We start from the raw sequence: 19,515 nt of genomic DNA, 5'->3' as shown, positions 1-19,515 counted from the left end.
CTGACCGCGAGAGCGCCCTTCGGTTCCCGAAAGGCTCTCGGCTTCCATGGCCTCGTCGTTTCCCGCACACCCCTCGCTCTCCACTTCCTCGCGTTCCCCCCTGCCCTCCGCGGCCTGCCCGTCGCGTGACGCCGTCGTCGCCGCGCTCCGCACCGCGGGCTGCGTCTTCGCCGAGGACGAGGCGGCACTCCTGATGGCCGCCGCCCGCACCGCCGGGGAACTCACCGCCCTGATCGACCGCCGGGTCTCCGGCCTGCCCCTCGAACTCGTCCTCGGCTGGGCCGAGTTCCGCGGCCTGCGCGTCACGGTCGCCCCCGGTGTCTTCGTCCCCCGCCGCCGCACCGAGTTCCTGGTCGACGAGGCCCTCGCCCACGCGCCGCAGGCGTCCGTCGTCGTGGACCTGTGCTGCGGCTCCGGCGCCGTCGGCGCGGCCCTGGCCGCCGCGCTGGACCGGCCCGAGGTGCACGCCGCCGACGTCGACCCCGCCGCCGTGCGCTGCGCCCGCGGCAACCTCGCCGACGCGGGCGGCCGGGTGTACGCCGGTGACCTGTTCGACGCGCTGCCCGAGGCCCTGCGCGGCCGGGTGGACATCCTCGCGGCCAACGTGCCCTACGTCCCCACCGCCGAGGTCGCCCTGCTCCCGGCCGAGGCCCGCGACCACGAACCGCTGGTCGCCCTCGACGGGGGCGCCGACGGACTCGACGTGCTGCGCCGCGTCGCGGCCGAGGCGCCCCGCTGGCTCGCGCCCGGCGGCTGCCTGCTGGTCGAGACGAGCGAGGCCCAGGCACCCGCCGCGGTCGCCGCCTTCACCCGCGCCGGACTGACGACCCGCGTCGCGGTCTCGGAGGAGCTGTACGCCCATGTGGTGACAGGCGTCCGGGACTAGCTCGGTACCGGCACCTCTAGGCGGGCGGCGTGGCGCGGGCGATCAGCAGGGCCACGTCGTCGGAGTTCTCCGGCTCGTGCAGAGTGCGCAGGAGCTGGTCGCAGACCTCCTCCAGGGGGCGGTCCGGGCCGTCCAGCAGGGCGAGCAGGGCGTTGAGCCGCTCGTCCAGGGGGTGCCGGCGGGTCTCGACGAGGCCGTCGGTGTACAGCACCAGCCGGTCGCCCGGCTCCAGGGCGACGGCGGTCGTGGAGAACGGGACGCCGCCCACGCCGAGCGGCACCCCGGTGGGCAGGTCCAGCAGCTCCGGCGGGTGCCCGGCCCGCAGCCGCACCGGCGGCAGGTGCCCGGCGTTGGCGATCAGGCACCGCCTCTCGTGCGGGTCGTGCACGGCGTAGACGCAGGTCGCGATGGCTTGGTCCAGGCCCGCAGTGGTGCGGTCCAGGTGCTCCAGGAGCAGCGCCGGATCCAGGTCGAGGGCGGCCAGGGTGTTCGTCGCGGTCCGCAGCCGCCCCATCGAGGCCGCCGCCGCGATGCCGCTGCCCATCACGTCGCCCACCACGAGCGCGGTCTTGCACCCCTCCAGTTCGATCACGTCGAACCAGTCGCCGCCGACCTCGCTGGTGGCCCCGGCCGGCTGGTAGCGGGAGGCGACCTCCAGGCCGCCGGTCACCGGCGGATGGCTCGGCAGCAGGCTGCGCTGCAGAGTGAGGGCGGTGGTGCGGGCGTTCTGGTACCAGCGGGCGTTGTCGATCTGCAGCGCGGCCCGCGCGGCCAGCTCCTTGGCCAGCAGCAGATCGTCCTCCCCGAACGGGAGCGGGTTGGCGGTCCGCTTCAGGTCCAGGGCGCCGAGCACCTCGCCCCGCGCGATCAGCGGGACGGCCAGGTACGAGTGCACGCCCGCCCGGCGCAGCAGCTCCACCGCCTCCGGTGAACGGGCGATGCGCTCCAGGTCCGCACCGGCCACCCGGGCCACCCACACCGGCCGCCCGCTGCGCACGCACTCGGTGACCAGGCGGTCCGGCCCGTACCGGGCCACCTGGCCGGGCCGGTCGGCCGCCATCAGCGCGTCGGGGGCGTCGTCCGCGTGCACGGCCAGCGCCCTCATCACAGCCGGTTCGGCCGGGCCCAGATTGCTGCGCCGGCCCTCCACCACGGCCTGAAGGAGATCCACGGCGGCGACGTCGGCGAGGCCGGGCACGGCCACGTCGGCCAGCTCGTGCGCGGTGCGGTCCAGTTGCAGCGTGGTGCCGATCCGGGCGGAGGCGTCCGCGACCGAGGCCAGCCGGCGCCGCGCGGCCTCGGCCTCGGCGCTCGCCCGGTACTGCTCGGTGACGTCCACGACCGAGACGGCCACGCCCAGGACCGTGCCGAGGGCGTCGTCCAGCCGGTACAGCGAGACGGACCAGGCGTGGTCCTCGTCCGGGTCGGCGGGCGTCCGTCCGGTCGTGGGCCGGTCGATCACCGGCTCCCCGGTCTCCAGCACCTCCCGTGCCGCGGCCTCCAGCCGGGTCGCGTCCACCCGGGGCAGCAGCTCGTGGATCTTCCGGCCGGTATGGTCGTCGGCCGGGATGCCGTTGATCCGCTCCAGGGCCGGGTTGACCGAGACGTACCGCAGGTCGGTGTCCAGCACCGCCAGCCCGACCGGGGACTGCGTGATCACCCGTGAGGACAGCGCCAGGTCGCGCTCCAGCCGCCGCACCGTCGACTGGTCGGCCGCGAGCCCCAGCGCGTAGACGTCCCCGCGGTCGTCCAGCAGACGCATGTTGCGGAACTCCACCAGCCGGGTGCCGCCGTCCTTGTGCCGGACCGGGAAGGCCCCGGCCCAGCTCCGTCCGGTCCGCATGACGTCGGAGAACAGCTTGACGACCAGGTCGAGGTGGCGTTCGTGGACCATGATGCGGGCGGCGTACTGCCCCAGCGCCTCCTGCGCGGAGTAGCCGAACAGCTCCTCCGCCTGCGGACTCCACAGCACGATCCGGCCCTCGGCGTCCAGCACGACCGAGGCCACGCTCAGCAGGTCGAGCAGTCCGCTGGGCCGCACGGGGCCGCGCGGCGACGCGTCGCCCTCGAACCCGGCAGACCCGGATGCACTCATCCCACGCCCCGCCTTCACCGTTCCGCGCGGCACGCCTTCCTGATGCCGACTCCCTTTGTTCTACCGCGTTCCGCCGCGCACAGGGCCGATTCCGAGCGGCTCCGCGGACTCCTTCCAGCATCTCCCGGCCCGGCGGTGACCGCCGCACGAAGCGTCCGGAGTTGGTCTGTACATGCCTAGGTGGGGCGGTCCAGACTGTGCGCCGAACGCGCACGCCCCGTCCTTGCCGCCCGCCCCCCACCGAGGAGCCGCCATGCCCCTGCGCGCCCGGCAACGTTGTCACACCGTCCTGACCGGACTCGCCGCCCTTGCCCTCTCCGCCGGCCTCGCGGGCCCGGCGACCGCCGCACCCGCCGCAGACGCCTTGTCCGGGGCCGACACCTGGACCGAGGTCGGCTCCGACCGCGCCGACCCGCTCACCGAGAGCCAGGGCCTGGCCTCGGTCGAGGTCCCGGCCGGCAGCCCCAACCGCTACACCGGCATCGGCACCATCCCGCTGGACCTCAGCACCCGCGGCTGGAACCACGTCGGCGACCCCGACGCCTCCTACGACGGCCACTACGTCGAGCCGTACCAGCGCGACGACGGCAACACGAAGATGTTCCGCGTACAGGAGCCCGACGGAAGCTGGGCGGAGTACGTGCACACGCTCAGCCCCGGTGAGGCGCGGAACAACTCCTGGTCCGCCGTCTCGCCGGACGGCCAGTGGATGCTCTCCGGCGAGTGGGGCACCATGGACCGGCTGCTGGTCTTCCCGACACCCGGCGTCAACCCGGCCACCTCGCCGTCCGCGAACCTCCCGCAGGCGGCCACTGTGCGCCTGGACCACGCCGTGCGCGACGTCCAGGGCTGCGACTTCCTCGACGCGACCACCCTGCTGTGCTCCTCGGACGACCCGGCGGGCACTCTCTTCGGCATCACCAAACCCCTGCTGCGGATCGACCTGTCCGCCGCGCCCAACGGCACCGCGGACGTCACCGGCCACGTCACCGCCCTGCGGCAGCTGCCCCTGCGCAGCGCCTGCTCCGGCGACTTCGAGACGGAGGGCATCGACTACGACCGCCGCACCGGCACCCTGCGGGTGATCGTCGTCTCGCCGGGATTCTGCGTGCTGACCGACAGCAAGACCTACCGCTTCACCCGGTAGTGCTCGGCACCAGGTGGTGCTTTTCTGGTGGTATGGCCGCGAGAGGAGCGATCACGATGGACGCTGAGCGACTGCATCCGGAATCCGTCTCCGTGGAGCTGAGCGGGTGCAGCAAGGAGGACGCCCGGACCGTGTTCGACGCGCTGTGCGCGTGCTACGGGTCGGACCGGCACGCGGGCGACGTGACCCGGGAGTACCACGAGGTCCGCCCGACCGTGTGGCTCGGCACCTTCGACGTGGCCGACGCGCACCGGGGCGAGTGCGACCCCGCCCGGCTCCGGGAGTCCGTGGAGGCCGACGTGCAGGGCGGCTACTGGGCGATCGAGAGGTTCCGCACCACCCTGGACTCCCTGTTCACCGTGCGCGACCTGAGCATGGCCTCCGGGGACCAGGAGCGCGAGCTGCACGTACGGCTCGAGAGCCGCTGAGCCGAGCGGGCCCCGCGGTGCGGCGGTGTGGTGTGCGTCGGTGTGGTGTGCGCCGCCTCTTTGTGCAACTAGTTGCATAAAGGGGCGGCCTTCCTCTACAACGGAGGCACCACACCCCGCACGGAGGCCCCGATGAGCCGCTACCCCCACCTGCTGAGCCCGCTCGACCTGGGCTTCACGACGCTCCCCAACCGGGTCCTGATGGGCTCCATGCACATCGGCCTGGAGGAGGCGGAGAACGGCTTCGAGCGCATGGCCGCCTTCTACGCGGCCCGGGCCCGCGGGGGAGTGGGCCTGATCGTCACCGGCGGCATCGCCCCCAACGACGAGGGCCGCCCCTACCCGGGCGGCGCCAGGCTCACCACCGAGGACGAGGCCGAGCAGCACCGCGTCGTCACCGACGCCGTGCACCGCGAGGGCGGCCGCATCGCCCTGCAGATCCTGCACTTCGGCCGCTACGCCTACCACGCCGACCTGGTCGCCCCGAGCGCGCTCCAGGCCCCGATCAGCCCGCACGTGCCCCGCGAGCTGACCGACGCCGAGATCGAGCGCACCATCGACGACTACGTCCGCACCGCCCGACTGGCGCGCGGGGCCGGGTACGACGGCGTCGAGATCATGGGCTCCGAGGGCTACCTGATCAACGAGTTCATCGCCGCGCGGACCAACCACCGCACCGACCGCTGGGGCGGCTCGTACGAGAACCGGACGCGGTTCCCCGTCGAGATCGTCCGCCGGGTGCGCGAGGCGGTCGGCGAGGACTTCATCGTCGTCTACCGCCTGTCCATGCTCGACCTGGTGCCCGGCGGCTCCACCCTCGACGAGGTGGTCACCCTCGCCAAGGCCGTCGAGGCCGCCGGAGCGACCATCATCAACACCGGCATCGGCTGGCACGAGGCCCGCATCCCTACCATCGCCACCTCTGTGCCGCGCGGCGCCTACACCTGGGTGACCAGGCGCCTGATGGGCGAGGTAACGGTGCCGCTCGTCACCACCAACCGCATCAACACCCCCGAAGTCGCCGAGCGGCTGCTCGCCGAGGGCACCGCCGACATGGTCTCGATGGCCCGCCCGATGCTCGCCGACCCCGACTTCGTCGCCAAAGCCGCCGCCGGCCGCCCCGAGGCCATCAACACCTGCATCGGCTGCAACCAGGCCTGCCTCGACCACACCTTCAGCGGGCAGATCACCTCCTGTCTGGTCAACCCCCGCGCCTGCCACGAGACCGAGCTGGTCCTCACCCCGACCCGGCGGCGCAAGCGCGTCGCGGTCGTCGGCGCCGGACCCGCCGGGCTCGCCTGCGCGGTCAGCGCGGCCGAACGCGGCCACGAGGTCACCCTCTTCGACGCCGCCGGCGAGATCGGCGGCCAGCTCAACGTGGCCCGCAAGGTCCCCGGCAAGCAGGAGTTCGACGAGACGCTGCGCTACTTCCGCACCCAACTGGCCGCGCACGGCGTCGACGTACGCCTCAACACCAGGGTCGCGGCCGACGACCTCACCGGCCACGACGAGGTCGTCGTCGCCACCGGCGTCACGCCCCGCACCCCGGACATCCCCGGCATCGACCACCCCAGCGTCGTCGGTTACCTCGACGTGCTCCGCGACGGCGCCCCCGTCGGCGACCGCGTCGCCGTCCTCGGCGCCGGCGGCATCGGCTTCGACGTCGCCGAGTACCTCACCGACGGCGGCGACAAGGCGCACGAGGACCCGTCGACGTACTTCCGCCTCTGGGGCGTCGACATGGACTACGCCACCCCCGGCGGCCTCGCCGCGCCCGAACGCCCCGCGCCGCCGCGCGTCGTCCACCTGCTCCAGCGCAAGACCTCCAAGGTCGGCGCCGGGCTCGGGAAGACCACCGGCTGGATCCACCGCACCGAGCTGAGGCAGCGCGGCGTCACCATGGTCCCGGGCGTGCGCTACGACCGGATCGACGACGCCGGACTGCACGTCACCATCGGCGACGAGTCCACCGTCCTGGAGGTCGACACGGTCGTGCTCTGCACCGGACAGGAGCCCAGCCGCGGCCTCTACGACGACCTGGTCGCCGCCGGTCGCAGCGCGCACCTCATCGGCGGCGCCGACGTGGCCGCCGAACTGGACGCCAAGAGTGCCATCAAGCAGGGCACCGAACTGGCGGCGGCGCTGTAGCGGCCGTCCGGGCGGCCCGCGGCATCCCTAGGATGAGCGCATGTCCCTCCCGCACGCGATCCTCACCGCCCTGGTCGAAAAGCCGTCGTCCGGGCTGGAGCTGACCCGCCGGTTCGACCGGTCGATCGGCTACTTCTGGTCGGCGACGCACCAGCAGATCTATCGCGAGCTGGGCAAGCTGGAGGGCGAGGGCCTGATCCGCGAGCTGCCCGGCCGGCAGCCGGCCCGCGGGCAGAAGAAGTCCTACGGGGTCCTGCCCGCGGGCCGCGCCGAACTGGCCCGCTGGACCGCCGCACCCCAGGACCCCAAGCCCCTGCGGGACACGATGCTGCTGCGCCTGCGGGCCGCCGCGGTGGTCGGCACCGCCGGTGTCGAGGAGGACCTGCGCCGCCATCTAGACCTGCACGAGCGGCAGTTGGCGGAGTACCAGGAGATCGAGGAGCGGGACTTCCCGCCCGGCAGGGACAGCGCCGAGGACCGGCTGCGCCACCTGGTGCTGCGGGCCGGCATCGACCTGGAGACCTTCTGGACGGGATGGCTCAGGCACGCGCTGGCGGAGTTCGCCGAGCTGCCCGCCGAGGGGCCCGGGGCTCAGAACCGGTAGGGCTTCGAGCGGTGGCGCAGGAACCAGGCCGCGCCGATGACACCGGCGCCCACCAGCGCGCCGCCCGCCACCAGGGTCGCCGTGCCGTAGTCCTGGATCGCCCCGCCCAGGCCGCCCATGACACCGCGCGGCGACGCGGACGGCGAGGGCGTGGCCGAGCGGCTCGGGGACGGGGAGGGCGCCCTGGAGACGATGACCGTCTGGGTGCCCGCGGTGCTGTTGTTCGAGCACATGACGATCACCGTGTAGGTGCCCGGCGAAATGCCCGACCAGGCCGCCGACTGCCCGGAGCTGGTGCCGGACAGCGCCACCTGGCGCCCCTGCGCGAAGTCGCGCTGGCTGCTGGTGAGCAGCGAGGCGGTGCCCCAACTGCCGTTGAGCTGGGCGCAGGCCGTGGTGGTGACCGACACCGTGGTCCCGGTGGTGCTCACCGAGATGCCCGGCCCGGCGAGAGCCGGCCCGGCGGCCAGGGCGACGGGCAGTGCGGCAGCGGCTGCCGCGGTCAGGCCGGAGCGGAGAAATGGCGAAGAGATGCGCATGTGGACTGCCCTCCGGCGGCACGGTCGGCGGCACATCCCTTGCGTCGCCGAGATCGGGGACGCCCGTGCCCCCTCAGTGGCAGCCAACCGTGCGGCGGCCGCACCCGCATGCCGAGCGCGACCGCCCAGGTGACACGCCGCCCGGCCCGAGCCGGACGGAGCTCAGCCGCCCGCGCCCAACGCCGTCACCTTCCGTTCCTCCGAGAAGCCGCCCCAGGTGCCGTCGGCCGGCCTGGCCCACGTCCGCGACGTCACGAGCCGACCATTCGATGGCTGGGTAGCGGGCCGCTTCGAAGCGCGGTGTCGGGAGAGTTTAAGTAAACAATCGTCCACTCAAATCCAATTGCGGCATGAGACCCGCTCGTGGCAGCCAGGGGCCGGGCCCTGCACAGGCGAGGCTGACGTGTGTCTGACGTCCACCGTGTCGCGTACACCTCGAGCTGTAGCGCGCCGGTTGGTACCGCGAGGGTTGCCGCACAGCACAACCAGCGGCTGACGCGGCCCAACCCTCAACGGACCTACGGTCGGCACCGACGCCATCGGGTCCGCAAGGGGCCACGGTGCGAGAGTCAGGGGGAGGCATGAACGCACACGCGAGTGGAGGCTCGCAACGTTCCTCAGGCGGCGGCCAGCTGCGTATGCAGACCGTCGGCGTCGCCACCGACACCCTGTCCGGCAGCCTCAAACGCCGCAAGCCTCCGACACTGGCCGGATTGTCAGCCGCACGAGCCTCGCCGGTGTCCTCGGAGGCGTAGGCCTCGCAGCCGCCGGGCATTTCGAGTCCAGTGCCCCTACGTGGCAGAGACCATCGTGGCGAGGAAGCCCTGACATGCCGGTTGAGCCGTACAGCACCGCGACCGATTACGCGTCCAACGCGCTGACCTTCACGTGGGGCGGGCGGACGGACCACTCGCCCCAGGCCGGCATCTTCGCTGTCGTCGCCCTGATCGGCTCGGCCGTCGCGAGGCCGACACGCTCACCGTGCTGTCAGGCACGACCACTTCGGATCCTGATCGGAGGCTGACCATGTCCCAGCCACCCAGCCCGGGCCGCACCGCAAGGTACCGGCTCAGCGAGGACGACGCCCGGCACATCGCCCACCGGCGCGTGGAGCGTGTGTGATGGCCAACCCCATGAGCGCAGGTAGCTTTCTCCAGGCGCTCCGCGACGAGGGCCTGGTCGTCGTCGAAGTCGGCGACTGGCGTAACCACAACCGCAACCACAAGGGCCCCTGGGGGCCCGTCAACGGCGTGATGATCCACCACACCGTGACCAAGGGCAGCGCCCGCACGGTGGAGATCTGCCGGAAGGGCTACGAGGGTCTGCCCGGCCCTCTGTGCCAGGGCGTCATCACCAAGGACGGCCGTGTGCACCTGGTCGGTTACGGCCGCGCCAACCACGCCGGCCTGGGAGACGACGACGTCCTACGCGCCGTCATCAACGAGACTCCACTGCCGTCGGACAACGAGTCGAACACCGACGGCAACCGGCACTTCTACGGCTTCGAGTGCGAAAACCTGGGCGACGGCGACGACCCCTGGCCGTCGGAGCAGATGGACGCGATCGAGCGCGCGGCCGCCGCGGTCTGCCGGCACCACGGTTGGAACGAGCGCTCGGTGATCGGCCACCTGGAGTGGCAGCCCGGCAAGGTCGACCCGCGCGGCTTCACGATGGCGTCGATGCGCGCCCGGGTCGAAGAACGCCTCACCCACCCCGCCGGATGGAACCCCGGCGATCCCGAGGAGGAAGACATGCCGCACGCGATCGGCCGCTACGACAGCGACGACCAGCGGATCACGCCGCGGAAGTGGATGACGCTCAACGTCGACGGGGTGGACCTGCTCACCGGCGCGTCCCACTACCAGGCCATGGCCCAAGTTCAGGCGGAAGTCCCGCCGGGCTCCACGCTCCAGGGCCGCTTCTACCACCTGCGTCCGAACGGCTCCCGCTGGAACGGCCCGATCATCGAACGCATCGGCACCGACGGCAGCTCGTTCCCGGACTTCCACAACAGCGGTTCCATCGTCGCCAACGAGCGGTTGCGGTTTGAGTTCATGTACTACCCGGCTGACTCCAGCGACCAGGAGCCGATCACGATCAACGCCGCGTACGTGCGTGGCCTCTACTGGGAGGCGTCATGAGCATCGCGCGCTACTGGAAGGCCGCCGTTGCCGGCGCGCGGCCTCGTGACGGCCCTCGAACTCGCCCGGCCCGAGCCGCGCCGAGGTCAGCCGCCCGCGCCCAACGTCACCTTCCGTTCCTCCGAGAAGCCGCCCCAGGTGCCGTCGGCCAGCCTGGCCCGGATCCGCACCCGGTGCGTGACACCCGCCTCCCGTCCCGCGTAGAAGCTGTACTCGGCCAGGTCGCGCGGCGCTTCGGCGCCGTAGACCAGGGAGGTCGCCGGACGGCCGTCCAGGTGGATCTGGTACTCGGCGACCGGGCCGTCGGTCCGGGGCGGGATCCAGGTCAGGTCGAGGTAGTACGCCCCGTCGGCGAGATGGGAGGCCGCGCGCAGACCGGTGGGCGCGGAGGCGCGGCCGTCGTCGGATCCCGGGGTGGAGAGCCGGACGACCGCACTGGCGGGGGAGACGTTGTCGGCGGCGTCGCGCGCCCGCACCGTGAAGGTGTAACGGGTGCCCGGCCGCAGCCCCGTGACCACGGCCGCCGTCTGGGCGCCGCCGACGCTGTGCACCTTCGTGTCGCCCTGGTAGACGTCGTACGACACCACCTTGCGGTCGTCCTTCGCGGCCGACCAGGTGAGCTGCACCGCCCGGCCGCCCGCCGCCCGGCCCTTGGCGCCCTCCGGGCGGGTGGGGGCCAAGGCGTCGGTGACGGCGGCCGGGGTCGTGGCCTTCACCTCCCGGCTGCGCGGCCCGAGCCGCCCGTCGGCGTCGCGCGCCCGCACGGTGAAGGCGTACGCCGTCGAGGGGCGCAGCCGGGTGACGTCCGTCATGCGGTCGGACGCCGGTACCTTCTTGACCAACGTGCCGCCGCGGTACACCTCGTAGGTCTCGGCCCCGTCCAGCGCGTTCCACATCACGTGCACGGTCGTCGCGCTGCCCGCCTCGGCGGTGACGCCCATGGGGACACCGGGCAGCCCGCCGTCCTCCCCCTCCCCGCCCGCGCCCGTGCCGCAGGAGGTCAGCAGGACGGCCGCGCCGCAGAGCAGGGGCAGGGCGCACCGGCGCAGGAACACGCCGGGGACGGCGGCGGGAGCGGGGACAGCGGGAACGGGTACGTCTCGCACGGCTCAGCCTCCGGTGGGGCGTCGGTCCGATTCGATGCGACGGCAATGGTCCGGACCAATATGACGCCCGTGACGCGATCACATCAAGAGGGCCGTCACTGAGTTACGTATGCTGAGTCACCTGAGGGTCGAACTCCGGGGGATTCCAGGTGGGTTCGGGCCGGAGGCGCGGACCGCTGTCGTCGCAGATCCCGTGCCGGCGCGGGTGGCCGGGCGTGCCGGGAGCCGTAACAGGCCCGGCGCGCCCGCCCCCGGTCGCCCCCCGAGGCGGGCGCGGAGGACCGGGGCGTGCACCGTCTGGCCCTGTGAAAGGTGGCCGCACGGCCGAATCGGGGACATATGGGGCCGAGTGCCCGCCCATGTCCCCCAGGAGAGGCCACATCGTGCGTGTCCAGTCGCTGACGCTGGTCGCGGCCAGTGCCGCCCTGATCGCTCCCACGACGTTCCCCGACGCTCCGCACCCGTTCCGCGCCGACCTCCCGGCGCGGCACCTGGCCGACGACCGGTCCCAGGACGTCCCGGGGCGCGCGAACCGGTCCGGAGTCCGGATCGGACCGGTCCCGGACCGCCCCAAGGGCAACGCGCGAGAGGCACCCGTCCGCGCCGCCGACCTGCTGGCCGAGGTACGGGACTGCACACCCGTCTCGCGCGGGCGCTACCGCGAGGACTCCGGGTCGCCGGCGGACATCCCGGTCTGCGGCAAGCGTGATGCCGTGTACTGGAAGGCCGACCTGGACGTGGACTGCGACGGGGTGCCCGGCGACCGGTGCAACAGCCGCAGCGACCCGCACTTCAGCCCGGCCACCGCGTTCACCCGGTCGGACGGCGGCCCGCTGGACGCCGAACGCCTGCCCTACGTCGTCGTGCCCGAGCCGAGCGACATCTGGGACCACCGCGAGGACGACGTGCGCGGCGGTTCGCTCGCCGCCCTCGTCCACGGGGGCCGGGTGCGGTACGCGGTCGTCGGCGACGTCGGCCCGCCCGACCTCATCGGCGAGGCGTCCTACGCCGCCGCGAAGGCGCTCGGCGTCCCGGCCGACCCGCACGGGGGAGGTGCGGCGTCCGACGTGACGTACATCGTCTTCAAGGACAGCGAGGTCGAGCCCATCGAGGACCTGGAGGCCGCGGAGAAGGAGGGGGAGCGGCTGGTACGGGAGTTCCTGGGCGACGACTGAGACCGGGGCGACCGAAGGCCGCGACCCTGCGCACCGCGCTGCGCGCCGCGGCGGGCGGGCTCCCCCGACCGACCGCCCGACCGCCCCGGCCGAGGCCCTAGGCCTTCCGGTAGGAGTACGCCTCGGCGGCGGCCGCCTCCACGGCCGCGAGGTCGGCGCCCGTCGAGGCCGTCACCACGGCGGCCACCGCGCCCTCGACGAACGGCGCGTCCACCAGACGGGTGCGGTCCGGGAGTTCGTCGCCCTCGGCGAGCAGCGCCTTGACGGTGAGTACCGCGCTGCCGAGGTCGGTGAGGACGGCGACGCCCGCACCCCGGTCCACGGACGCGGCGGCCGCCGACACCAGCTCGGAGCTGGTGCCGAACTCGCCGGACGCGGTCCCGCCCGCAGGGGCGACGGGGACGTCCGCGCCACCGCCCGACAGCGCCTTGGCCAGCTCCGCCACGGACCCGGCGACCGCGGCGCTGTGCGACACCAGTACGATCCCGACCAGCTTCTCGTCACTCACCGGCCGCCTCCTGCAGTGCCGCGACGAGCAGTGCCGACGAGGTGGCCCCGGGGTCCTGGTGCCCGATGCTGCGCTCGCCGAGGTAGCTCGCCCTGCCCTTGCGGGCCTGCAACGGTGTGGTCGCCTCGGCCCCCTCCTCGGCCGCTGTACGCGCCGCGGCGAACGAGTCACCGAGGGCGTCCACGGCCGGCACCAGGGCGTCGATCATCGTCTTGTCACCCGGCGCGGCACCTCCGAGCGTCATGACGGCATCCACACCCGTCCGGAACGCCTCCGCCAACTGCTCCCGGCTGACCTCGGGCGCGTCCCCGAGCGACTTGCCGGTACGGCGCAGCAGCGTCCCGTACAGCGGACCCGAGGCGCCGCCGACGGTGGAGATGAGCCGGCGTCCGGCGAGGATCAGGACCGCGCCGGGGGTGTCCGGCGCCTCCTTCTCCAGCGCGGCCGCCACGTCCCTGAACCCCCGCTGGAGGTTGCTGCCGTGGTCGGCGTCGCCGATGGGCGAATCGAGGGCGGTGAGCCGTTCCGCCTCGCGGTCGACGGACGCGGTGGTGGCCGTCATCCAGCGGCGGAAGAAGTCGGCGTCGAGCACAGTGTCTCCTTGCCTGGTAGGTACGTTGCGATCCCTTCCCCGTCCACCGTCACATGCCCCACCTCAGTCCGGGGGTGCTCACCGGCGCGTCCCACAGCCCGAGCAGCTCCTCGTCGATCTCGCACAGGGTGACGGAGGCGCCCGCCATGTCGAGCGAGGTGACGTAGTTGCCGACGAGCGTACGGGCGACGGCGACCCCGCGCCCGCGGAGGATGCGCTGCACCTCGGCGTTGAAGCCGTACAGCTCGAGGAGCGGCGTCGCGCCCATGCCGTTGACCAGCACGAGGACCGGGTTGCGCGGAGCGAGGTCGGTGAGGACCGCGTCCACGGCGGCCTCGGCGATCTCACCCGAGGTCATCATGGGACGCCGCTCACGGCCGGGCTCCCCGTGGATGCCGATGCCCAGTTCCAGTTCACCCGGCGGGAGGTCGAAGGTCGGGGCGCCCTTGGCCGGCGTGGTGACGGCGCTGAGCGCGAAGCCGAAGCTGCGGGAGCTGTCGTTGACCCGCTTGGCGAGCGCCTCCACCTGCTCCAGCGGCCGTCCCTCGTGCGCGGCGGCCCCGGCGATCTTCTCCACGAACAGCGTCGCCCCCGTGCCGCGCCGCCCGGCCGTGTAGAGACTGTCCGTTACCGCGACATCGTCATTGACCAGCACCTTCGCGACCTGGATGCCCTCGTCCTCGGCCAGCTCGGCGGCCATGTCGAAGTTGAGCACGTCACCGGTGTAGTTCTTGACGACGAACAACACCCCCGCCCCGCTGTCCACGGCCGCCGCGGCCCGCACCATCTGGTCCGGCACCGGCGAGGTGAACACCTCACCCGGACAGGCCGCCGCGAGCATCCCGGGCCCCACGAATCCGCCGTGCAGCGGCTCGTGCCCGGACCCGCCCCCCGACACCAACGCCACCTGCCCCGCCACGGGCGCGTCCCGCCGCACGATCACCCGGTTCTCGACATCCACGGCCAGCTCGGGATGGGCGGCCGCCATACCACGCAACGCGTCCGCGACCACGGTCTCGGGGACGTTGATGAGCATCTTCATGGGTACCTCCTGGGAAGCCTAGCAGGCCAGTCAGTGACCTGTGTCTTTGCTGTTCAGAGTGGGTGGGAGCGGTTTTCGATCTTGGCGCTCCGTGACGGCTTGGAGCGGGTTCTGGCGGTACTGATGCTGACTCAATGCTGACTTCGGTGACGGCTCGTCAGGTCCGTCGGACGGTCGGGTGCGGCTTGGTCGGGATCCCTGCTGTCGGCAGTATCGGCCTTGCGGCAGCGAAGGTCACGTGCGAGACGGGCATGGGCGCGCCCATGCCCCGAAACGGGCTGTGCCGGATGTCGGCGTCTTGTGGGCCCTGGCCAGCAGGTCGCTGGTTGAGCAGGTCACTCCTGGTGGACTGTCCAAGCATGCTTGACGTGAGTGTGCGCCGTGGTCGGGGAACCGTTCAGGTAGTACTTCACTGGAAGAAGATCCGCACCCGGGCCCGTGCGTGGCCTTGATGCCGATGCCCTGGTCCCCGCCGCACCCGTGAACCACCTCCGCACGCGGACACGTCATACAAGCGGTGCACCAGCGCTGTGACGATCCTGCCGAACCCCGTCTGCCCGACCCGGCCAACTCCACCGTCACAAAACGCCCCTGCCTTCGCACCTTGCCCTTGGTGATCCCCCCAGCGCTGTGCCACGCCCGCGAAACCCACCGGGGTCTTGGCAGCGCTGCCACCTGTCGGGCCAGGGCAGGTCCCCCCGTCTCACAGCGTCGCCTTCTGGTGTCGTGTAAGGAGGGTGATGAAGAAGTCCCCGTACCCGCCGAGCCTGAGTCGGCGGTCATTGGCGATCAACTCCGCATACATGCGCGGCACCACGGTTTGCGTGACCCGCCCCTTCTCGTCGGGCCGGTTCGGCCGGCCGTAGTGTTGAACCCCGTCGACCCAAGGACGATGCGGGAGCAATCCGGCGCCAGCAGCAGGGGCGTTTGGAGGCAGACCTGCGGGCTACGCATACGGAATTCAGCGGGCGCATGCCAGAGCGAAGTTCCTCTGCCCCCCCCGGCGCGGCGCGGATGGAGCCCGGGCAGGGGATGTTGCGCCTCGACTGGTCCGCTGCTCTGGTCGACTGTGTCTCGGGGCAGGCGAAAGGGGGCAGCTCGTATGGTCGAATTCGCTCGACCGGGGCGAACCCGGCGCCAAGATCCACATCCTGCTCTTCAGTTCGCTCGCACTGCGCCGTTCCACCGGGCGAGGCCTTCGAAAGCGTCTAGCGTACGAACATCGTAAGGGCCGAACAACTCCTGGCAGTCACGGGCGAGTCGGTCGTACAGAGCGGCTGCTCCGCGGGTGTCACCTGACTGGCCGGTGAGTTCGGCGTGTTCGGTGCGCGCTTCGATCAGAGGTTGATCGCCACGGTCGTGAAGGATTTCCAGTTCGAAGATACGCAAGTCCAGTGCCTCGATGTGCTGGGAGAGGCTGGTGCTACTGCCGGGCGTGTCGGGTACTTCGGAGCGTTCGACGGTGCCGTCTGTTGCGTCCAAAAGATGCGACAGTTCGATTACCGCGCGTTCAGCCGCGCGGGCGTTCTTGGGACGGTCGGCTGGGTCCTTCGCCAAGAGAATCCGGACGAGGCTGTCGAACTGGGCGGGAATGCCAGGGCGGTGGTCGCTCGGAAACGCCGGCGTATCGTCCTGGTGCATCCGGCCCACGGTCATCGGGTCGTCGTGAGGGCTGCCGAAGGGCGGATGCCCCGTCAGCATCTCGAACAGGACGCAGCCGACGGAGTACAGGTCGCTGCGTTCGCTTCCGGTATCGCCGTGCCACCGCTCGGGTGCCTTGTATAGGGGGGTGCCAGCAATGGTGTGCGTCTGGGTGATACCGGCTAAGTAGGCCAGCCCGAAGTCGACAAGCTTCACGTCTCCCTTTCGGGTGATCATGATGTTGTCGGGTTTGATGTCGCGATGGATGACCTTGACATCGTGTGCAGCGCCGAGGCCTTCGCAGATCTGGCGTGTCCAGCGCACGGTGCGCTCGAGCGGAAGCACCGCACGGGGCCGCCGGCGGCGGCGCCGTTGTGCTGCAGGTAGGACGTCCAGTGGATCGGCGCCGGCGGCATCCGGCCGAGTTTGTGCTCGGTGACCATCCCACCTCGCTCGTCGCACAGGTGCAGTGTCTTCGATCGCATGTCGACCGACCATTCCACGACGCGCAGTCGAGGCCGTGCCTTGCCCTTGAGGATCACTGGGTCGAGGTCCAGGTTGAGGTCGACGTCCCGACTGATGCACGTCTGACGAGTGAGGTGCTGTCCTCGGTAGCGCACCTTGACCTCGGGCAGGGCCAGGAGCGATGCCGCGAGTCGTGCGGTCAACGGCAGATGGACGTTGTCGTCGGCGAGGCTCGCAACGCGTGAGGCCTGACGGGTCTGCATTCGGACGGTTGTCCCGGTGGGCCCGGGTCGCCGAGACAGTCCGCCACTCGACGCGTTCGGCGATGCCATAGGTGAGGAAACAGCCCCGTTCATCGCGATGGCGGCGATGTGGATCACGGCGAGTGCCTCGTGGCAACGGCGTCACGGTGGTGCCCGAGGAGCCCGCTGAGTGAACCCCCGCATCTGGGGAGGTCACATCCGAACCAAGTCGGGAAGGATGGGCGAATCGCTGGTCGACCCGGCATAAACGTGATCGACTTAATTCTCGGTCGGCTAGGGGGCGCCGGGTGTCCGATGCGTTGATTCGCCGGTTGGCCTTGCTGCTGAGAGGGCGAGGTGAAGGGCTACGAGGGCGCCCCGTTGCCTGCTCCCGCGCTGCCTGCGGTGCCACTGAAGCCGCGCGGAAGGGAACGCTGACCTGCCCGAATGGCTGAGGGGCTGGTGGCGATCAGTTCGCCGGCCGTCCTGCGTTGTCCCTGACCTGTCCCTTGCGGGCGCGGGAGGATTGGGCAAGCTCTAAGCCCGATGCGCTGCGTCGTGCCTGTCGAGGGTGTGTCCATCTGTGGGTGACTGTGGCGTACGACCGCTGTCGTGGCGGTGCTTCGTAAATGGGCTGCGGTGTCGGAGCGCGCACAGCAGGTTCCTCGTCTGCTGGTACACCGCTCAGATGCAGTTTGACCAGCTAAGACTTCGTTTCTTATGGCTGCTGCGTGGAGTGGGCAGCCGCAGGGAAGCCCAGTTCGTCCAGCAGCGCGTCGAAGAGTTCCTCAACGAAGGTCTCGCGCGCGCAGCAGTTCTTCGATTCGGGGCCGCTGTGCCGAGGCATGGACACCAACTGCTGAAGCTCCGCCCTCGGCGTCGGCCGGCACCTCCGCATCGAGCTCTGCGCGCTTGTGTCTGATGGCTTCTTCGAATTCGGGGGTGACTATCCACAGGCTCACGTCGTCCACGTCCTCTGGTTCCTCGACGAGGAGGGCCGTGGCGTTGTCCAGGCCGGTCACAAGGGCGATGCGTCTGTCAGAGACGTCCGCGACGCGGGCCGATGCGCCGGTCCATCTTGACCAAGGCGGGCAGGTCCTCGTCCTCCCAGTTGCCTTGTTACAACTGCAGGGTCTGCCAGCCGCCTGGTCGCGGCTGGCACTTGCATATGTCGTCTCTCCGGCCTGGAACGGTGCTGCCGAACAGGGGTGCTTCCATCAGCGAACGCCGAGCGCCGGGCGCTGACCCTCTTCTCCCCGCGCCCGGGCGTCTCCTACCTCCATGCCGGCCTGACCAAGCAAGACCCCGTCCTCATCGAACGAGGACACCTCGTCCTCCACCGCATGACCGCCGACCACAGCTGACACGCGCCCGCACCCGACGCCAGATCCAACGCCCGAGACACCGACGGAGAAGTCGATGGCATCTGTGCTCGCAACACCCTTCAGGCCGTCGCCTCCACCGCGGCGAGTTCGGCCGCCGCATGCGCGATGGACGCCAGCGTGGCGTGCCGGTGCCAGCCCGCGAACGATCGGCCGGCGAAGTCCCGGATGCCCACCCGGTCGGCGCGGGGGACCCCGGTGCGCTCCACCCGCCGGCCGTGTCCGACGAACCGCAGCAGCATGGCCTGGTCGGCCGTGACCATGTCCGTCAGCCACAGCTCCTCGGGCCACTCCACGCCCCCGCGGCCGATCCCGAGCAGCAGCAGCTCCGTGCCGTCCGCGATCCGCGCCGTCCCGTTGGACACGGTGGGCAGCCGTACCCGTACGGTGGCGACCAGCTCCGGCGTCTCCCCGGTGTGCTTCGGCAGCAGCACCGGCTTGCGGGCGGTCCGGGCGAGCTGGGCGATCTGGCCCGCCTGGAGCGGACTGGCGCCCCAGCCGGGCAGGGAGGGGTCGCTGGGCAGCAGCCAGGTGTCCGCGGCGATGCGCGAGATGTGCGGCAGACCCGCCGCGCGGAGCCTGGTGACGACCTTCAGCGCGTCCAGCCGCTCGGCGTTCAGCGTCACCGGCCGCCGCGGAAGACGCAACCGGGCGGCCGTCTCCAGATAGGCGCTCACCATCGAGTCCTCCGGTGTCTTCGGACCCGCCCGGTGCAGTACCGACGGCCGCTCGCCCCGCCCCCGGTGCGCGGGCAGGTGCAGCCACCAGTTCAGCGGAGTCGCGGTGCGCCCGGAGACCCCCCACACGCCGATCACCTGCTGCCCGGTGACTGCCTGGCCGCGCTCCCACGAGAAGGTCCGGGCCACGCCCACCGAGTGGGTGCCCGACTTCGGGATGACGATGGGGTGCAGCACACACGCCTGCAACGGCAGCCGGCGCACCAGATCACGGCCCAGGGCCTGACGCATCGGCACCCATTCCCAGGTCGAGTCGTTGATGAAGTGATGCAGGCTCTGATCGTTGACCTGGTCCCCGAGGAAAGCCGCGATATTCCTTATCGATTTCCTACCGGTCGCCCCCAGTAAGCCGCGTAAATACATCAGCCCTTTACGGCGTTGATCGGCGCGCGGAAGCGAGGCGAACACGATGTGTGACAGATCGGCCACCGAGCGGTCGAGAGCCAGTCTTCCGGCCGCATCGCAGCCGATTTCCGCCAGAGCGTCGTACGGGAATTCCGTGCACGGCACATCGCCGGTTTCGAGAGTCATACCGCTTCCTTTTCTGACGTAGTCGAGGCATGGCGGCACGGCCCCGGCCGCGACCGGATTGGTGCGTGCGGACGCGGATCGGCGGTGGTCAACAGGACAGGGCGGG

Annotated in this window: 17 protein-coding genes and 1 pseudogene; 8 read left to right on the top strand and 10 right to left on the bottom strand. The window is 71.4% G+C overall.

The features are described 5' to 3' along the window. The first annotated feature begins 46 nt into the window (after positions 1–46). Positions 47–886, top strand: a complete 840-nt coding sequence (locus tag ACFC1X_RS17405; RefSeq protein WP_376354354.1) for a putative protein N(5)-glutamine methyltransferase — start codon at positions 47–49, stop codon at positions 884–886. A gap of 16 nt (positions 887–902) precedes the next feature. On the opposite strand, the gene ACFC1X_RS17400 is transcribed toward ACFC1X_RS17405, so the two are convergent. Next, on the bottom strand, positions 903–2,981 hold the full coding sequence (locus ACFC1X_RS17400) for a SpoIIE family protein phosphatase (RefSeq protein WP_376354351.1): 2,079 nt from the start codon (positions 2,979–2,981) through the stop codon (positions 903–905). 253 nt (positions 2,982–3,234) lie between these two features. Between ACFC1X_RS17400 and ACFC1X_RS17395 the strand changes: the two genes are divergently transcribed. From ACFC1X_RS17395 to ACFC1X_RS17380, 4 genes are all read left to right on the top strand, one after another. Beyond that, the gene (locus tag ACFC1X_RS17395; protein ID WP_376354349.1) at positions 3,235–4,128 is read left to right on the top strand and encodes a hypothetical protein; all 894 of its coding nucleotides are present in this window, start codon (positions 3,235–3,237) and stop codon (positions 4,126–4,128) included. 56 nt (positions 4,129–4,184) lie between these two features. Further along, positions 4,185–4,556, top strand: a complete 372-nt coding sequence (locus tag ACFC1X_RS17390; protein ID WP_376354346.1) for a hypothetical protein — start codon at positions 4,185–4,187, stop codon at positions 4,554–4,556. Between the two features lie 132 nt (positions 4,557–4,688). Beyond that, positions 4,689–6,704, top strand: coding sequence for an FAD-dependent oxidoreductase (locus ACFC1X_RS17385; RefSeq protein WP_376354344.1), 2,016 nt, complete (start codon positions 4,689–4,691; stop codon positions 6,702–6,704). Positions 6,705–6,744: 40 nt separating this feature from the next. Next, entirely contained in the window at positions 6,745–7,308 is a 564-nt protein-coding gene (locus ACFC1X_RS17380; protein ID WP_376354341.1) for a PadR family transcriptional regulator, read from the top strand. On the opposite strand, the gene ACFC1X_RS17375 is transcribed toward ACFC1X_RS17380, so the two are convergent. Beyond that, positions 7,296–7,847: a hypothetical protein gene (locus tag ACFC1X_RS17375; protein ID WP_376354339.1), complete on the bottom strand. Its 552-nt coding sequence runs from the start codon at positions 7,845–7,847 to the stop codon at positions 7,296–7,298. The genes ACFC1X_RS17380 and ACFC1X_RS17375 overlap by 13 nt on opposite strands. Before the next feature lie 1,121 nt (positions 7,848–8,968). On the opposite strand from ACFC1X_RS17375, the pseudogene ACFC1X_RS17370 reads away from it, so the two are divergent. Continuing rightward, positions 8,969–9,553: pseudogene (locus ACFC1X_RS17370) on the top strand (N-acetylmuramoyl-L-alanine amidase); the annotation flags it as partial. A gap of 521 nt (positions 9,554–10,074) precedes the next feature. Here ACFC1X_RS17370 and ACFC1X_RS17365 read toward each other — a convergent pair. After that, positions 10,075–11,094, bottom strand: a complete 1,020-nt coding sequence (locus ACFC1X_RS17365; protein ID WP_376354336.1) for a fibronectin type III domain-containing protein — start codon at positions 11,092–11,094, stop codon at positions 10,075–10,077. 383 nt (positions 11,095–11,477) lie between these two features. Here ACFC1X_RS17365 and ACFC1X_RS17360 point away from each other — a divergent pair, with 383 nt between their 5' ends. Beyond that, the gene (locus ACFC1X_RS17360; protein WP_376354333.1) at positions 11,478–12,269 is read left to right on the top strand and encodes a glycoside hydrolase family 75 protein; all 792 of its coding nucleotides are present in this window, start codon (positions 11,478–11,480) and stop codon (positions 12,267–12,269) included. 97 nt (positions 12,270–12,366) lie between these two features. On the opposite strand, the gene ACFC1X_RS17355 is transcribed toward ACFC1X_RS17360, so the two are convergent. The 6 genes from ACFC1X_RS17355 to ACFC1X_RS17330 form a co-directional block, all read right to left on the bottom strand. Next, positions 12,367–12,777: a PTS-dependent dihydroxyacetone kinase phosphotransferase subunit DhaM gene (locus tag ACFC1X_RS17355; RefSeq protein ID WP_376354330.1), complete on the bottom strand. Its 411-nt coding sequence runs from the start codon at positions 12,775–12,777 to the stop codon at positions 12,367–12,369. After that, positions 12,770–13,369 (bottom strand): dihydroxyacetone kinase subunit DhaL, encoded by a 600-nt coding sequence (gene dhaL / locus ACFC1X_RS17350; RefSeq protein ID WP_376354328.1) that lies wholly within the window; start codon positions 13,367–13,369, stop codon positions 12,770–12,772. Before dhaL ends, ACFC1X_RS17355 begins: the two co-directional genes overlap by 8 nt. Before the next feature lie 49 nt (positions 13,370–13,418). After that, positions 13,419–14,411: a dihydroxyacetone kinase subunit DhaK gene (gene dhaK, locus ACFC1X_RS17345; protein WP_376354325.1), complete on the bottom strand. Its 993-nt coding sequence runs from the start codon at positions 14,409–14,411 to the stop codon at positions 13,419–13,421. A 1,158-nt stretch (positions 14,412–15,569) separates the two neighbouring features. Further along, positions 15,570–16,376, bottom strand: coding sequence for a serine/threonine-protein kinase (locus tag ACFC1X_RS17340; RefSeq protein WP_376354323.1), 807 nt, complete (start codon positions 16,374–16,376; stop codon positions 15,570–15,572). Next, positions 16,286–16,780 (bottom strand): hypothetical protein, encoded by a 495-nt coding sequence (locus ACFC1X_RS17335; RefSeq protein ID WP_376354321.1) that lies wholly within the window; start codon positions 16,778–16,780, stop codon positions 16,286–16,288. Before ACFC1X_RS17335 ends, ACFC1X_RS17340 begins: the two co-directional genes overlap by 91 nt. Before the next feature lie 767 nt (positions 16,781–17,547). Next, positions 17,548–17,781 (bottom strand): hypothetical protein, encoded by a 234-nt coding sequence (locus tag ACFC1X_RS17330; RefSeq protein WP_376354319.1) that lies wholly within the window; start codon positions 17,779–17,781, stop codon positions 17,548–17,550. A gap of 186 nt (positions 17,782–17,967) precedes the next feature. On the opposite strand from ACFC1X_RS17330, the gene ACFC1X_RS17325 reads away from it, so the two are divergent. Beyond that, entirely contained in the window at positions 17,968–18,123 is a 156-nt protein-coding gene (locus ACFC1X_RS17325; RefSeq protein ID WP_376354316.1) for a hypothetical protein, read from the top strand. Between the two features lie 80 nt (positions 18,124–18,203). Here ACFC1X_RS17325 and ACFC1X_RS17320 read toward each other — a convergent pair whose 3' ends face one another. Then, positions 18,204–19,409 (bottom strand): IS701 family transposase, encoded by a 1,206-nt coding sequence (locus ACFC1X_RS17320; protein WP_376354314.1) that lies wholly within the window; start codon positions 19,407–19,409, stop codon positions 18,204–18,206. Positions 19,410–19,515 lie beyond the last annotated feature (106 nt).

This window comes from Streptomyces sp. NPDC056128, from assembly GCF_042263835.1.
Lineage (GTDB): Bacteria > Actinomycetota > Actinomycetes > Streptomycetales > Streptomycetaceae > Streptomyces.
This window is presented reverse-complemented; position numbering and strand designations above follow the sequence as displayed.